The sequence below is a fragment of the Actinomyces capricornis genome (assembly GCF_019974135.1).
GTDB lineage: Bacteria > Actinomycetota > Actinomycetes > Actinomycetales > Actinomycetaceae > Actinomyces > Actinomyces capricornis.
The window spans coordinates 1,219,337-1,234,356 of the sequence record NZ_AP025017.1 but is presented as its reverse complement, the minus strand read 5'-3'; the positions used below and the strand labels follow the sequence as shown (position 1 = coordinate 1,234,356).

The window sequence follows — 15,020 nt, the reverse complement described above, 5'->3', positions numbered from 1 at the left end:
ACGACGTCGTCGCGAACCGCCCGCCGGCCAGGCCCCCGCCCGGCTGCTCAGTCCCGTCCTCCCGGCGGCCTGCCCCCCGCCGGGCCGCTCACCCCTTGACGGCGCCCTCGGTGATGCCGGAGATGAACTGGCGCTGGAGGAGCAGGTAGAGCACGACCACGGGCAGTGCCACGAGGACCGCTCCGGCGGCCAGGAGGGTGGAGCCCTGCGTGTACTGGCCCTGGAAGAAGGCCAGCCCCAGGGGCGCGGTGCGCACCGTGCCCGAGGGGGACATGACCAGGGGGATGAGGAAGTCGTTCCAGGTCCACATGAAGGTCAGGACGATCTGGGTCATGACGGCGGGTCGCCCCAGGGGCAGCAGCACCGACCACAGGATGCGCAGGTCACCGGCGCCGTCGAGACGGGCGGCCTCCAGGATGGAGGGGTCCACGCCGCGGAAGAAGGCCCGCATCCAGAAGGTGCCGAAGGCCAGGGACTGGGCGATCTGCGGCAGCGCCACCGCCCAGATGGTGTCGATGAGGCCCACGGCGCGCAGGTCGAAGAACAGCGGCAGGACGATCGCCTCGGAGGGCACCATGATGCCCACCAGGAAGACGTAGAACAGGGCATCGGAGCCGCGGGGCCGGAGGATGCCCAGGACGTAGCCGCTCATGAGGGACAGGACCAGGGCGGCGCTGACCACGATGAGGGCCACGGTCACGGAGTTCGCCATGTACTGGGAGAACCGCCCCCGCTCCCAGGCGGTGGCGAGGTTCTCCACGTGCCCCCACGAGTCGTCGCCGACCCGCTCCGAGCCCAGGGCCAGGATGATGATGTAGGCCACCGGGAGGAGCGCCTGGAGGGCGAAGAGGGCCAGGACGAGGTAGCTGATGGTCCTCTCGGTGCGGGAGATCCTCATCGGTCGCGCTCCCCCAGGAGGTTGATGGCCAGGTTGATGAGGAAGATGACGGCGGTGAGCACGACGGCCAGGGAGGAGGCGGTGCCCACCTGCCCCAGTCGGAAGGCGTGGTTGTAGACCTCGTAGGAGGGCACGGTGGTGGCCGAGCCCGGCCCCCCGGAGGTGGTGACGTAGACCAGGTCGAAGGTCTTCAGGGCGGCGATGATGGTCAGGGTCAGGCATACGAGGATCTCCGCGCGCACCCCGGGGATGGTCACGGCCCGAAGGCGCTGCCACCATCCGGCCCCATCCAGGATGGCGGCCTCGTAGTAGTCCTTGGGGATGCGGGCGATCCCGGACATGAGCAGCACGGTGACCAGCCCGGTGCTCACCCAGGTGCCGATGAGGCCGACGGCGATGAGCGCGGTGGAGAAGTCGCCCAGCCAGGTGCGGGTCAGGGCCTCCAGGCCCACCGCGCGCAGGGCGGTGTTGATCAGGCCGTCGGGGGCGTAGATCCGGCGCCAGGCCACGGCCAGGACGACCATGGCGATGACCTGGGGCAGGAAGACGGCGGTGCGGAAGAAGCCGATGCCGCGCAGGCGCGCCCGGGTCAGGAGGCTGGCGAGCACCAGTCCGATGCCGAGGGGCAGGACGGCGTAGAAGATGATGAGGATGAGGGCGTGGCCGAAGGCCTCCAGGAGCCGGGGGTCGGTGAAGGTCTCCACGTAGTTGCCCAGCCCCGCCCAGGTCCCCGTGCCCAGCCCGTCCCACTGGTAGAGGGACAGCACCAGGACGCGGCCCAGGGGGTAGAGCATGAACAGCCCGTAGACGAGCAGGGGCGGTGCCAGCAGGCACAGGGAGGCGATCCGGCGCCCGGTGCGTGTGGACAGCTGCCGGCCGGCGGGCCGGCCGGTGGGCCGGCTGCGGGGGCCGGCGGTGGGGAAGTGGACGGGGGTGGTCATGGTGCTCCTGGGTCGGGGCGGCGTCGCCCGCGGTGGTGGCCGGTGGGGTCTGCCGGTCACCACCGCGGGCGCTGCTGCTGCGCGGGGCCCGACGGCGGCGCGCGCCCGGGCCCCGCGGCCGTCACTTGCCGGTGAACTCGGTGTAGGCGGCCTGGAGGGTGTTGAGGAACTCCTGCGGTGTGGTCCGGTTGTCCAGGAGGCCCTGGAGGGCGTCGCCGATGACCTGGTCGAAGGTGGGGGTGGCGTAGTCGAGGTAGGGCAGGACCTCCCCCTCCGTGCTCAGGGCGGCGAAGGCCTTCATGACGTCGTTGGTGACGCCGGCCTCCCCGGTGGCGTAGGTCGCGGTGTCGTTGACCGGGACGTTGCCGTTGTCGGCCAGGACCTTCATGGCCTCAGTGCTGGTGATGAAGGCGATGTAGGCGGCGGCCACATTGGGGTCCTTGGCCGCGGAGGTGATGGCGAAGGGCAGGCCGGTGCCCCCGGTGGAGGCCGTCTTGCTCATGCCCTTGGCCTTGGGCGGCAGGATGAAGGCGACGTCCTGGCCCATGGCGCTGTGGAGGTCGGCGGCGAGCCAGGAGCCGGCGATGAGGTAGATGCCCTCGCCCTGGGAGAAGCTCTGCCAGGTGGCGTCGTAGTCGGCGCCGTTGAAGCCCTCGTTGAAGTAGCCCTTGGTGGCCCACTCCTGGATCTCGGTGGCGGCCGCGAGGTTCTCGGGGGTGTCCCAGGAGGCGCCGGCGTTGCCGAAGCCCAGGGCCCGGATGGTCTCGGGGTCCACGTGCGCGCCCTGGACGGGGCCGAAGACGTGCAGGGCCGGCCACTTCTCGACGTTGCCGAGCATGAGCGGGACCTTGCCGGCCTCCTTGATGGTGGGCAGCTGGGCGGTGAGGTCCTCCCAGGTCGCGGGCGCGCTCAGGCCCAGCTCGCTCAGGCGCGAGGGGGAGTAGTAGATGCCCACGCTCTCGCCGACCTGCGGCAGGCCCCACAGGCTGCCCTCGCCGAAGGTCGTGGCGTCGGCGGAGTAGGAGGAGTAGGACAGGATCGACGGCGAGTAGGCGGAGTCCCAGCCGTAGGTGGGGATCCACGGGTCCAGGGAGATGACCTGCCCGGCGGAGACGAACTGCCCCAGGGTGGCGCGGCCGTTGTTGGCCTGGACGACGTCGGGGGCGTCCTGGCCGCTGAGGGCCAGTCGCAGGGTGCTCTGCAGGTCCTCGAAGGACTGGGAGTTCCGGGAGATGGTGATGTTGGGGTATTTCTCCATGAAAGCGGCGTTGAGCTGCTCCATCTGGGCGTTCTGCCCGCCGCGGGTCTCCTGGTCCCACACGGTGAGGGTCTGCTTGGGCAGTGAGGCGATGTCGGTGGAGACCGCGACCGGCGTGCTGCTGGTGGTGGAGGTGCTGGAGCCCTTGGGGGCGCAGGCCGCCAGCGCGCCGGCGGCGGCCAGGGCGCCGGTCCCCAGGAGCAGGCCGCGCCGGCTCGTCCGGGGCAGGGAGGTCAGGGGTAGCGGGGCGGGAGAGGTCATTGTGGGGCTCCTTCATGGGTTGGTGACTGGTCCGGGCACAACGTGGTGCTCTGCGGCAGGGGGGTGGCGGAGGTGTGGCAGGTCGGGGCGCCCTCGGGCCGTCCCGTGCTGCCCTGGGCGAGGTCGTCGAGAAGGTCCAGGAAGCTGAGGTCGTAAGCGGGGTCCAGGTCGAGGCTGCGGGCGTGCGCGGCGACCTGGGCCGCGGTGGGGGCGTTGGTCGAGCCCCCGGGGCGGCCCACGGTGAAGGAGGCCGTCAGGCACGCGGCCGACAGCGCGGCGCGCAGCGGCAGCCCGTGGGCCAGGGCCCAGGTGAGCCCGGCGGTCAGGGAGTCCCCGGCGCCGGTGGTGTCCACGGCCTGCACCGGCGCGGCGGGCAGGATGATCTCGTGCTCGCCGTCGCAGGCGACCAGGCCCCGCTCCCCGCAGGTGACCACGGCCAGTGGCACGCGCTCGGCCAGTGCCCTGGCGGCCTGGGATGCGGTGGTGGTGCGGGTGTAGTGGGTGGCCTCGGCGTCGTTGGGCACGAAGACGTCGGCCAGGGACAGGGGGGAGAGGTCGTCGGGGTCCCAGCGCCCGGTGGGGTCCCAGCCGACCTGGCCGATGACGGTGGCGGGCGTGTGCGAGCGGCGCCAGGCGGTGATGGTGGTGCGGTTGCGCTCCATGGTCCTGAGGTTGGCGATGAGGACCGCGGGGGCCAGTGGGGCGCTGCTCAGGGGCGGGGCGTCCTCGGAGCCGCGGGTGATCATGGCCCGGTCCCCGTCGTAGGCCAGGGAGACGGTGACCGACTGGCGCTCGGCGTCCTGGGCCCAGGCCAGGTCGATGCCCTCCTCGGTGAGCATGGTGCGCACGAAGGAGCCTGCGCGGTCCCGGCCCAGGTAGCAGCACAGGGCCACGGGCAGGCCGAGGCGGGCCAGGGCGACGGCCTGGTTGGCGTTGCCGCCGGGCATGATCTCGCAGCCGGGGACCCAGTGCTCCTCCCCGGGTGCGGGGGGCTGGGTCAGGCCGGTCATGATGACGTCGAGGAACACGGGGCCCAGGACGCAGACGGGAAACTCACGGGTGGGGTGCGGGGTGGTGATGGTGGTGATGGTAGTGGGGGATATGGGGGCTGGAGGCTCTCCATCGTTGGAATGACTGGTGTTCGCCACGGTGGTCTCCTTGGTCGGCGAGGTGCTGGTCCCGGAGGGGGAAGCCTGTGTGCAACGGGAAAAAGTGTACGCCACTGTAGCGGCGATCTCAGGGTAAATGCGCACATCTGATCACTTGTGCGCAGATTGCGGTACTCTTCGAGCATGTTGGTTCCCCAGCGGCACTCCGCGATCCTCGACCTGGTGCGTGAGCACGGGGGCGCCTCGGTGAGTGATCTGGCTGCGCGCCTGGAGGTCTCCCCCTCGACGATCCGCCGTGATCTCAACCATCTGGACCGTCAGGGCCGGTTGCAGCGGGTGCGCGGTGGGGGCGCGGTCGAGGCCGATGAGACGCCCTTCGAGCGCGTGGCCGCCCACCGGGCCGAGGAGAAGGACCGTGTGGGCGCCCGGGCGGCCGCCGTGGTGCGGGAGCGCGACGTCGTCCTGCTGGATATCGGCACCACCTGCGCCGCTGTGGCCCGGCACCTGCGCGGCCGGGAGGTGACGGTGGTGACCGCCTCCCTGGCGGTGGTTGACGAGCTGCGCGCGGATACCGCGGTCGAGCTCATCGTCCTGGGCGGGCTGCTGCGCCCCTCCTACCTGTCGCTGGTGGGGGCGCTGACGCAGCAGGCGATCGCCCAGCTGAGCGCGGATATCGCCTTCATCGGCACCTCCGGGGTGCGCCCCGACGGCACGGTGCTGGACTCCACCGGGGCCGAGGTCCCGGTCAAGCATGCCATCGCCGCCTCCTCCCAGCGCACCTGCCTGGTGGCGACGGCGGATAAGTTCCCGGGCTCCGGGCTCCTGCCCGTGTGCGCGCTCAGTGACGTGCACATGCTCATCACCACGGCCGACCCCACGGCTGATCCCCTGCCCGCCCTGGAGGGCACTGCTACGGAGGTCCTCTTCGCGTGAGGCTGGTTATCGCAGGGGGAGGCGGCTTCCGCGTCCCCCAGATCATTGATGTGCTCGCGGCGGCCCGCTCGGGCACCGGCCCCTACCCGGGGCTCGTGGTCGATGAGGTCCGGCTCTACGACTGCTCGCGGCGGCGCCTGGATGTCATGGGCTCGGTCATCACCGACCTGGACTACCCGGGTGCGCCGCGGGTGAGCGCGACGACGGATCTGCGCGAGGCGGTGCGTGGCGCGGACTTCGTCTTCTCCGCCATGAGGGTGGGGGGAGCATCCGGGAGGGTGGTTGATGAGCGCGTGGCCCTGGCCCAGGGCGTGCTGGGCCAGGAGACGGTGGGGGCGGGTGGCTACGCCTATGCGCTGCGCACGATCCCGGTGGCCATGGAGCTGGCCCGTGCGGTGCGTGATCTGGCCCCGCAGGCCTGGGTCATCAACTTCACCAACCCGGCGGGTGTCATCACTCAGGCGATGCGCACGGTGCTGGGACCCAGGGTGGTGGGGATCTGCGACACCCCCATCGGGCTGGTGCGGCGCGCGGCGGCGGCACTGGGGCTCGATCCCCGTGATGCGGCCCGGGTCGGGGACGGGGTGGCCGGCGGGGCCGGTGGGCCGGTGGGCTTCGACTATGTGGGCCTCAACCACCTGGGGTGGCTGCGCTCCCTGGAGGTGGCGGGGAGCGATCGCCTGCCCGAGCTGCTGGGCGATGACGCCCTGCTGGATCATCTGGAGGAGGCCCGCACCCTGGGGGTGGACTGGGTGCGAACGCTGGGCATGCTGCCCAACGAGTACCTCTTCTACTACTACCTCAATCGCGAGGCGGTGCAGCGCATCCTGCAGGAGGAGTGCACGCGGGGGGAGTTCCTGGCCCGCCAGCAGGGCGATTTCTATGAGGCGGCCGCTCGTGAGCCGGGGCGCGCCGGTGAGCTGTGGTCGCGCGTGCTCGGTGAGCGGGAGGCCACGTACATGGCGGAGACCCGCGAGCACTCCCAGCGCGCGGGCCGGCGCGAGGAGGATCTGGCGGGTGGCGGCTATCAGCAGGTGGCCCTGGACCTCATGACGGCGGTGGCCACGGGCGCCCCGGCCCGCATGATCCTGGATGTGGCCAATGATGACGCCCATGGCGCCGACGGCGGTGGGCTGCTGGTGCCCCAGCTGCGTGAGGACGCGGTGGTGGAGGTGCCCTGCGTGGTCGACGGCGAGGGGGTGCATCCCCAGCGCGTGGCCCCACTGGGCGGCGCCGAGCTGGGGCTGGTGGCCACGGTCAAGGGCTGCGAGGAGCTCATCATCGACGCGGCGCTCCACGGGGATGCTGCCCTGGCGTGGCGGGCCTTGGCCTCCCATCCGCTGGTGGACTCGGTGCCGGTGGCGCGTCGCATTCTGGAGGGGTACATGCAGGAGCACCCGCAGGTAGCGCGGATCCTGGGCCACTGAGGCACGGGATCCTGCGGGCTTGTGCCATGGCGGGGGCCCGCTTTGCTGAGCGTCGGCGCCGGATGCTCACTGTAGTCCACTGATGGTCTCAGTGTATACAGTGACGGCCTCAGTGTATACAGTGACGGCCTCAGTGAACTACACTGAGCGGGTGACTGACGAGGAGTTGGCTGAGCGCGTCGCACGCTTGCGGCAGTTGGGGAGCGATGACGCTGGGACGGAGGTGAAGGCTGCTGCAGGGGGGCTTCCGAAGAGCGTGTGGGAGAGCGTCTCGGCCTTCGCGAACACTGATGGCGGTATCGTCATTCTCGGTCTCGATGAGAAGCGGGCGTTCGCCCCAGTGGAGGGGTTCGATGCAGGTAGGATCGTCAACGCCCTGGTGGCTGGGCTTCAGCAGGATCCGAAGATTGTTCCCGTGCCGGATGGGGCGTACCGAGTGTGGCGGACGATGGTCGATGATGCACCGGTGGTTGTGGTGGAAGTCGATTCCCTCCGAGGTAGGGCTGATACCCCCCTTCCGTGCTATGTGAAGGCTAAGGGGGTGATGGGCGGCAGTTATAAGCGGGTTGATGACCAGGATCGACATCTGACTGCCTACGAGATCTACATGCTCCAGACCTCCTATCAGGTCCTGGGCACCGATCGGATGGAGGTTCCGGGGGCCGCTCTGGAGGAGTTGTCCTCGGACGCCGTCCAGCGGATGCTGGGCAGCATCCGGGCCAGGGGTTCCCATGCCCTCGACGGTCTGGCTGCGGATGATCTCAGTGGCGCCTTGACTCGTATCGGCGTGCTGGGTTCCGAGAGTACTCCAACGCTGGCAGGGTACCTGGCGCTCGCCACCTATCCTCAGCAGCGCCTGCCGCAGTTGACAATTGATGTTGCGGTTCACCCGTCTACAGAGAAATCGGCGCATGGAGAGCTTCGTTTTATTGATCGGCAGACATGCGATGGTCCGCTGCCGATAGCGATCGAGGATGCTGTGAAGGCGGTGTCCCGCAATCTCAGGCGGCAGAGGAGGGTTGAGGGGGTCGCTGGTGTTGATGAGCTGGAGGTACCTGAGGAGGTCCTGAGGGAGGCGATCACGAACGCGGTGACGCATCGTGATTACGGAGAACTGGCGCGGGGCGGCCAGGTGGCGGTGGATGTTTTCCCCGATCGCGTGGAGGTGAGTAGTCCCGGTGGCTTCTATGGAACTCGGAGCGCGGAGAATGTTGCGGAAGGGCGCTCGGATTCACGCAATCCGGGATTGGCGCGGCTGCTGACCCTGGTGCCACGAACTGATGGGGATGGGGTGCTGTGCGAGAATCAGGGCTCAGGAGTTCCTCGAATGATTTCATCCATGCGCGAGCGGGGGCTTCCGAGCCCGGATTATTCTGAATCTGATCTCGGCCACGTGGTGGTGCGGCTGAGACGATCTGGCTTGCTTGACGAGCAGGCCCTGAGTTGGCTGGATTCCCTTCCCGGAGGCGGCGGAACTGATAGTGAGCGCGCTGCATTGGCCTTGGCGCGTCGTGATGGCCGGGTGTCTGTTGCGGGTCTTCGCGATAATCTTGGGATTGACTCTGATGACGCTCGGGAGGTTTTGGGCGCCTTGGTGGCAGAGGGCCTGCTCATCGGCGCTGGCGATGGTCCATATGTTTTGATGACAGGACATGAGACAGCGGAGGAGACGGGAGCTCGATGGGAGATCCTGTCATTGCTTGATGCTGAGACCCCGAGGACGATCCGTGACATCGCCGCGGCTACCGGCAAGACGCCGGGCACGTTGAGACCGTTGCTCCGCGGCCTGATCGCTGATGGTCTGGTGGTTGCCACGGCGCCGCCGACGAGCCGGAACCGCGCGTACCTCGTGGCGGGGTAGCGCCGCGCGGCTGGCCTCTACTGCCTAGAGGCGGGCACTCGGCCGAAGCTCCTGTCCCGGGTGCAGAATTCGGTCAGTGATTCCAGGAGCTCGGCTTCGCGGAACGCGGGCCAGGGGACCTCGGTGAAGTACAGCTCGGCGTGCGCGAGCTGCCAGATGAGGAAGTTGGAGATGCGGAGCTCTCCGCCGGTGCGCACGTAGAAGTCCACAGGGGGGATGTCGGGGTGGTAGCCGAATCTACTGGTGGGGCTGTTCCAGTCGATGCTGTCGTCCTCGAACTGGGAGCGGCACTCGTAGACCTCCTGCCGACCGCCGTAGTTGAAGCAGAACTGGAGGGTCAGGCCGGTGTTGCCGGCGGTCCTCTCCTCCAGCCCGTGGAAGAAGTCGACGACTGATTCGGGGAGGTTGTTCGTGGTTCCCGCCCAGGTGAACCGCACGTGATCGCGCATGAAGGAGGGCTCCAGGTGGGTCAGTGCCCGCTGGACGAGGTCGATGATGTACTGGATCTCCGCGTTGTTGCGTCCCCAGTTCTCGGGGGAGAAGGCGTGGATGGAGAAGTACTTGACTCCCAGTTCCCGCAGGACATTGAGGCAGGCGACGAACGAGCGGATGCCTTCCTCGTGGCCCACGGACCGCTTGAGGCCCTGTGTTGTCGCCCACCGCCCGTTCCCATCGGCTGTGAGGGCGAAGTGCTTTAATCGTCCATTAGCGACGCTCTGTGTGATCAGATCATAGTCCGCGGCGCTCGTCACATCGCTCATACTTGCTCCTCTGCGTTGTTCACACAAACACTGCTCGATATGTGATCTATATGAGGGCTGCCGGGTTGATACGTGACGGCGCTCAGGGTGTTTAGTGAGAACTGTGTGTCATGCAATGTGGTGGCCTGCTCATGAGGGAATCGGGTCTCCTGAGCCGATTCGGTCAAGGGGCAGGCCGTTACCGGAACTATAGCATGCTGGGTTGCTCGTGAGTGACTCCTGAGGCTCCGGCGCCCGGCCAGCGGTGAGGGGCTGTTCCTGCTTGGTCGGCAGCCGGAGTGGGTGCGAGATGATACCACACAAGGGGGACTTGAGTCCTACTTTCGGGCGTACCCCTTGGCTGTCGGGCGCTGTCGGGGCGGTCCTGTGGCGTGGGTCAAGAGTGTCGCACTTGGGCGTGAGTGAGGGCGCGGCCGGGAATCCGAGATAGTGGAAGGGTAAAGAGCAATCTGAAGGGGCGTATCGACGTTCTGGTGGCCGCGATCATAGAATCGGCCGATAATATTAAGGTAAGGTTCCTTCGATTCCTGTGATGCAAGCACGATCAGTTTTAAGGCTTGCTTGCACGGAGGGGGCCCTGCACGACGGAACGAGGGGTGCCGAACCGGATCTGGCAGCCGATGTTGGCTGAACTATGGAACTGTCGATGGTGCTGCGATGTTTGTCGAGGGCGTTCTGATCTCGGTATCGGAGGAAATTTTCTGTGAGTTAAGCTCGGGGTATTCTCTGGTGTTCAGATGGGGTCGTGGCCCCGGTTTTCAGTTACTTACTGTTCGCTCTATCTCTAGGAAGTTGATGAACCTGGAATGAAGCCGCCCCTGGTCTGGATGCAGTTTTTTGTTTTTTGGAACATGACTTAATGCTCTCCTGTTGAATGGAGTGAGGCTGATGCGGCGAGTATCCTTCTCTAGTTTTTGAGCCCGCTCTGCTACGTGAATGCGGTGGTCCGGGTCTATCCCGATGAGATTGCGATCGTAAGCTGTGTGGTGAGTTCGGCATAGTGCGAGGCCGTTGCTGACCTCGGGGATGCCGGAATCCTTTGAGTCTGGAATGATATGCGCTGCTTCTAGCAACTGTGCATGCGGAAGGTCGCAGATGGCGCAAGAGATCTCGTAAGCGCTAATGACGTGCTCGCGAAAATCGTGTTGGTGAACGCGGGCTCTTGTCCAACGGGATACGTACTTGCGTTCGATCATGGGTGGCTCTTGGTTACTGATTCCTGTGTGCTCCAGAACCGTCTCGTGAATACTGATGATGAACTCTCGACGTCGATGATCGACCCGCTCGATGTAGACGGGAAAGCGGGCGTAGTAGTATAGAATGTTGCCAGGCCTTACTCCTATCAGCCATGCGAGTGGGTAATTCTGCTGGGCCGCATTGATCATGGCCTCATTCGTCCAGTTCTTACTGGGTGAATCGGCGAACTTATAGCGGAGCAATCCATCAGCATCGATGCGATCTTCGTATGGCGCCTCCTTGTTGGGTAATCGTGCTACCGTCTTAAAGGTGAGTGCCGATTCGAATCCTTTAGGCTTCCAGATTCCTTGGGTTTGGTGGGTGAGCGGAAGGTGGTGTCCGTGCCACATCATTCCTTCCATAAGATCTTGGTGTGTGAAGAGTTCATGCCCGGCGATGCGCCGCGACTCGAACCACTGCATGGCAGCCAAGTGCGCGTCGAGTTCTTCTTCTGCTGTGTACAATAGTTGAGGTGACATGGGGGCTGTACTCCTCTATATGTTCTGCATGTTCGCCGAGGGTATTTGAAGGTCGTTATGGGGTTGTGGGATCATCTTACCTGTAAGCCTTGGTGTGCCTCACGTCTCCGCATTGGGTCACGATATCACTGGTTCGCCTGATGTTCGATCTTGTCAGTCGGGGCTGGGGGGGTCGTTATGGAACGAAGAGTGCATCGCTCTGCCATGTGGCTGAAGCTCTCTCGTATCCGCAGGCTCGTATGCTCCACCCCTGGATGCCTGCTCGGCACGCTGGGTTATCAGGTCGTCTGCCCGACGTGCCGAGCGGTTGGCTGTGCCGGGGCGGGGAGCCAGGGGGTGCGTGCCCTTCGGGAGGGCCAGAGGCTCGAGATGGTCCCGGGAGTCACGTTGGGCATCGTTTAGCGGAAAGGGCGTCACTTGGCGACTTGGACGGCCCTTGTAGGTGTCGTCCAAGTCGCCAAGTGACGCCGTTGTCGCGAAGTGACGTCCAATCGCATGGCACCCTACTTCGGGGATCGCCATGTATGAGCGCGTGAGGGCGGTGGGGTGGCGCGGCGATTGTCCGTACTCGAGAAGGGGTGGGCGTTCAGGGCGCCGACGGGCCCGGCGAGCTGCGGGCGACCCCTGTAAATCCGAGACGGGTGCGCATGCCGCCGCTCGGCGTCCGGCAGGAGGGCCTCTGGCCGCTACCGCACCTGCCCACCCGGGCCTGCTCCCAGCCTATGCGTCACCCCCATGTGCCATGCTCGGCGTATGAGCGTTCCCAACCACCCCCACCAGGCTCCATCCGGCAACTGGCAGCAACAGGCCCCGCATCAGGGCTACCCCGCCCAGTACCAGGCCCAGCACCAGCATCCCTCGAATGCCCAGTACCCGCACGGCGCGCAGTACCCCCAACCCGCGGGATGGCCCGTCGCGCCTCAGCAGCCCAGGAGGAAGCGGACCGCCCTGATCGTCACTCTCGTCCTCGCCCTCGTTCTAGCGGTCGGCGGTGCAACCACCTTCTTCGTCCTGCGCGCCCGTCACGCAGGGGGCGCGGGAGACTCCGGCGCCGACTGGTCAGCCGCATGGCTGGACGGATTCGAGCAGACCTGGACCCTGGATCCCCCCTCCGGCCTCGGCGGCGACATCTCCGTCGACATGGTCGGCGGTCGGCTCGTGCGCACCAACAGCGGTCCGGACGCCTCCACCATCTCGGTCTACAGCCTGGAGCGCGATACGCCCGAGCTCATCTGGGAGGAGGAGTTCGACGTCTCATTGCCCTGGTTGCCCGAGTGGGGCAACTGGCTCATCGTCGGGGACTCCCTCATCGACGTCGAGACCGCCGAGCGCACCGACGCGCCCTGGGACGCTACAGCGGAGGTCACTGCCAGCCAGGACGGTGCGATCGCCTGTCAGGAGACCACCTGCACCCTGTGGGCCTCCCCCACGGACAAGAAGTGGGAGACCACCATCCAAGCCAACGCGCCCGTGAGGGCCCATATCGGCACGAAGGTGGGCAACTACATCCTGGCCTCAACCACCGATAGCCGGGTAAAGGACACCGAGCACTTCACTATTGATCTGGGCAGCGGGGACTCCCACCCGCTCGATACTGAGGGGACGAGCATGTCGCCCTACCCGCTCGCCGACGGGTGGCTCATCTATGGGACGGGCTCCCGCGGCGCCGCGTCCACCGTCGGCATCTATGAGCCCAACGGCGCTCCTCAGGAGACCTTCTCCTCCTCGCTCCCAGATGTCACCACCTTCCCCTGGTCGCCCGAGCCCTTCACCGTCGCAGAGAGCAAGAAATGGTTCCAGGACGGTGACACCTCATGGGCTCCCGCCACCTACTCCGTGGATACGCAGGACCCCGATTGCCAGACCATCCTGGTCCAGGACAAGGAGGTCACGCTCGGTCCCGACAACTCCATCACTGATGACGAGCGCGGATCCTGCGGCGCGACCTCCCCCATCCAGGCCGTCTACCACTCGGGCGACGGTGGTGATATCGCCACCTTCCACTCCGGTGAGATCGGGAAGAAGGACCTGCACCTGGTGGAGATGACGACGGGCCGTGCCTCCGAGCCCATCCCCCTGGGCGATTACGGGAGCTACCTCCACTGGGGAGACGACCGCCTCCTCGTCCACTCCGATAACGGCACGATCACCGCCTATCGGGCCACAGGATCCTGACCGGTGGACCGCCATCAACCCTTCGCGGGTGGGAGCGGGGCACCAGGCCCTGCCCGACCCCGCCCACCCCTGGCTGAGACGAGGCGCCCCGACCGCCTGCTCGCAGGCTGAGAACTTCGGGGACTTTCGGGAAAGGCCTGGACCCTGCGTCGCGAGCCTGGCAGGCTGGGGTGATCAGGGCCTCAGCCCCAGTCCACCAGCCCCCTCGACCCCCAGAGCAGCGCCGCTGGTGAGGCTCGGAAGGCCACCATGAACCCGTCCCCGGACCCGAGCACCTCCTGGATCACCCCGCCCACCCCGGGCAGGGAGCGCCTGTCCGGAACCGGGACCGCCATTGTCACGGCCGACCGCGTGCTCACCGGCCGCCGGGACCCCAGGGGCGGCGAGGCGGGACTCGAGGCCCTCACCGACCCCCTCCACGGCGTCGGCATCCTGCTCCTGGACGCCACCATCGCCGCCGTCGGCCCCGTGCCCGAGCTCGAGGCCGCCGCGCCCGCCGGCGCGCCCCCCACCAGGGTCGATCTGCCCGGCAGCACCCTCATGCCCGGCCTCATCGAGACCCACGCCCACCTGGCCACCTCCGGCACGGATGTGGAGTACCCCGACTACGGGCCCCAGGAGATCGCCCGCCTCAGCCTCAACGCTGCCCGCAGCGCCCGTGAGCTGCTCAGCGTCGGCGTCACCTCCGTCCAGAGCCTGGGCGCCCGCCACTACGTGGACGTCGCCCTGCGCGACGCCATCGCCCAAGGGGAGCTGCGCGGCCCCCGCGTGCGCGCCAGCGGCCCCCAGATCACCACCACCGGCGGGCACTCCTGGCACGCCGGAAGCGAGGTCGACGGCCCCGACAGCATCCGGCGCAGCGTGCGCGAGCACCACAAGCGCGGGGTCGACACCATCAAGGTCATGGCCACAGGCGGCTTCACCACCGACGCCTCCGTGCCCTGGAACGCCCAGTTCACCACCGAGGAGATCGCCCTCATCGCCACCGAGGCCCACCGCCTGGGCCACCTGTGCGCCGCCCACGCCCACGGCACCCAGGGCATCGAGCGGGCGGTGGCCGCGGGCGTGGACTACCTCGCCCACGCCTCCTTCGTCTCCGCCCGGGGCCGCACCGAGCTCGACGCCGCCCTGGCCGACCGCATCGCCCAGGCCGGCATCTACGTGGACTGCACGATCACCGCCGACATCCCCGCCATGGTGGCCCGCGACGACTCCTTCGCCCCACCCGTGCGCGCCCTGTGGGAGCGCGGCGTGCGCATCGTCGCCGGGCACGACGCCGGCATCCCCCAGGTCGCCAACCGCGCCTACGTCGGCGGCCTGGAGGCCCTGGAGGCCATGGGCCTGCCCCGCCACGAGGTGATCCTGGCCGCGACCTCCCGGGCCGCCGCCGCCATCGGCCTGGCCGGGGTCACGGGGGTCCTGGCCCCGGGCTACGACGCCGACCTCATCGCCGTGGCCGGCGACCCGCGCACGGACCTGGCCGCCCTGCGCGACCTGCGCCTGGTGGCCACGCGCGGCCGGGAGTTCATCCCCGACGCCGTCCCCGGCCTGCAGCGGCGCCGATGGCCCGCCCCGGGCCAGGACCCCGACCACGCCCTGGACCCCGGACCCGCCGGGATCCTGGCCGCCCACCGAGCCGGCGTCGAGCGCGCCGCCACCCACCCGGATGTGTGAGGAGAGC

The 15,020-nt window shown here is 67.7% G+C and carries 11 protein-coding genes; 5 read left to right on the top strand and 6 right to left on the bottom strand.

Annotated elements, in window-relative coordinates; genetic code table 11:
* Positions 1–88: 88 nt before the first annotated feature.
* From MANAM107_RS04915 to MANAM107_RS04900, 4 genes are all read right to left on the bottom strand, one after another.
* Complete coding sequence (locus MANAM107_RS04915; RefSeq protein ID WP_179901152.1) at positions 89–898, bottom strand: carbohydrate ABC transporter permease; 810 nt, start codon at positions 896–898, stop codon at positions 89–91.
* Positions 895–1,839: a carbohydrate ABC transporter permease gene (locus tag MANAM107_RS04910; protein ID WP_223911867.1), complete on the bottom strand. Its 945-nt coding sequence runs from the start codon at positions 1,837–1,839 to the stop codon at positions 895–897. Before MANAM107_RS04910 ends, MANAM107_RS04915 begins: the two co-directional genes overlap by 4 nt.
* A gap of 121 nt (positions 1,840–1,960) precedes the next feature.
* Positions 1,961–3,358, bottom strand: a complete 1,398-nt coding sequence (locus MANAM107_RS04905) for an ABC transporter substrate-binding protein (protein ID WP_223911864.1) — start codon at positions 3,356–3,358, stop codon at positions 1,961–1,963.
* A complete protein-coding gene (locus tag MANAM107_RS04900; protein ID WP_223911862.1) occupies positions 3,355–4,506 on the bottom strand; it encodes a carbohydrate kinase family protein in 1,152 nt (383 codons plus the stop codon). Before MANAM107_RS04900 ends, MANAM107_RS04905 begins: the two co-directional genes overlap by 4 nt.
* A 144-nt stretch (positions 4,507–4,650) precedes the next feature.
* On the opposite strand from MANAM107_RS04900, the gene MANAM107_RS04895 reads away from it, so the two are divergent.
* From MANAM107_RS04895 to MANAM107_RS04885, 3 genes are all read left to right on the top strand, one after another.
* Positions 4,651–5,400: a DeoR/GlpR family DNA-binding transcription regulator gene (locus tag MANAM107_RS04895; protein WP_218929402.1), complete on the top strand. Its 750-nt coding sequence runs from the start codon at positions 4,651–4,653 to the stop codon at positions 5,398–5,400.
* Complete coding sequence (locus MANAM107_RS04890) at positions 5,397–6,827, top strand: family 4 glycosyl hydrolase (protein WP_223911859.1); 1,431 nt, start codon at positions 5,397–5,399, stop codon at positions 6,825–6,827. Before MANAM107_RS04895 ends, MANAM107_RS04890 begins: the two co-directional genes overlap by 4 nt.
* Positions 6,828–6,978: 151 nt before the next feature.
* The gene (locus tag MANAM107_RS04885; protein WP_223911856.1) at positions 6,979–8,688 is read left to right on the top strand and encodes an ATP-binding protein; all 1,710 of its coding nucleotides are present in this window, start codon (positions 6,979–6,981) and stop codon (positions 8,686–8,688) included.
* Between the two features lie 17 nt (positions 8,689–8,705).
* On the opposite strand, the gene uppS is transcribed toward MANAM107_RS04885, so the two are convergent.
* Both uppS and MANAM107_RS04875 read right to left on the bottom strand, forming a co-directional pair.
* Positions 8,706–9,449, bottom strand: coding sequence for a polyprenyl diphosphate synthase (uppS, locus tag MANAM107_RS04880; RefSeq protein ID WP_223911853.1), 744 nt, complete (start codon positions 9,447–9,449; stop codon positions 8,706–8,708).
* Positions 9,450–10,207: 758 nt separating this feature from the next.
* Entirely contained in the window at positions 10,208–11,164 is a 957-nt protein-coding gene (locus MANAM107_RS04875; RefSeq protein WP_223911850.1) for an HNH endonuclease, read from the bottom strand.
* A gap of 753 nt (positions 11,165–11,917) precedes the next feature.
* On the opposite strand from MANAM107_RS04875, the gene MANAM107_RS04870 reads away from it, so the two are divergent.
* Together MANAM107_RS04870 and MANAM107_RS04865 are read left to right on the top strand one after the other, a co-directional pair.
* Positions 11,918–13,339: a YppG family protein gene (locus MANAM107_RS04870; protein ID WP_223911847.1), complete on the top strand. Its 1,422-nt coding sequence runs from the start codon at positions 11,918–11,920 to the stop codon at positions 13,337–13,339.
* Between the two features lie 249 nt (positions 13,340–13,588).
* Positions 13,589–15,013, top strand: coding sequence for an amidohydrolase family protein (locus MANAM107_RS04865; protein WP_223911844.1), 1,425 nt, complete (start codon positions 13,589–13,591; stop codon positions 15,011–15,013).
* Positions 15,014–15,020 lie beyond the last annotated feature (7 nt).

Coding starts and splice junctions, on each gene's coding strand:
- MANAM107_RS04870 (WP_223911847.1), top strand. CDS start 11,918: ATGAGCGTTCCCAACCACCCCCACCAGGCTCCATCCGGCAACTGGCAG.
- MANAM107_RS04915 (WP_179901152.1), bottom strand. CDS start 898: ATGAGGATCTCCCGCACCGAGAGGACCATCAGCTACCTCGTCCTGGCC.
- MANAM107_RS04875 (WP_223911850.1), bottom strand. CDS start 11,164: ATGTCACCTCAACTATTGTACACAGCAGAAGAAGAACTCGACGCGCAC.
- uppS (WP_223911853.1), bottom strand. CDS start 9,449: ATGAGCGATGTGACGAGCGCCGCGGACTATGATCTGATCACACAGAGC.
- MANAM107_RS04905 (WP_223911864.1), bottom strand. CDS start 3,358: ATGACCTCTCCCGCCCCGCTACCCCTGACCTCCCTGCCCCGGACGAGC.
- MANAM107_RS04865 (WP_223911844.1), top strand. CDS start 13,589: ATGAACCCGTCCCCGGACCCGAGCACCTCCTGGATCACCCCGCCCACC.
- MANAM107_RS04895 (WP_218929402.1), top strand. CDS start 4,651: ATGTTGGTTCCCCAGCGGCACTCCGCGATCCTCGACCTGGTGCGTGAG.
- MANAM107_RS04910 (WP_223911867.1), bottom strand. CDS start 1,839: ATGACCACCCCCGTCCACTTCCCCACCGCCGGCCCCCGCAGCCGGCCC.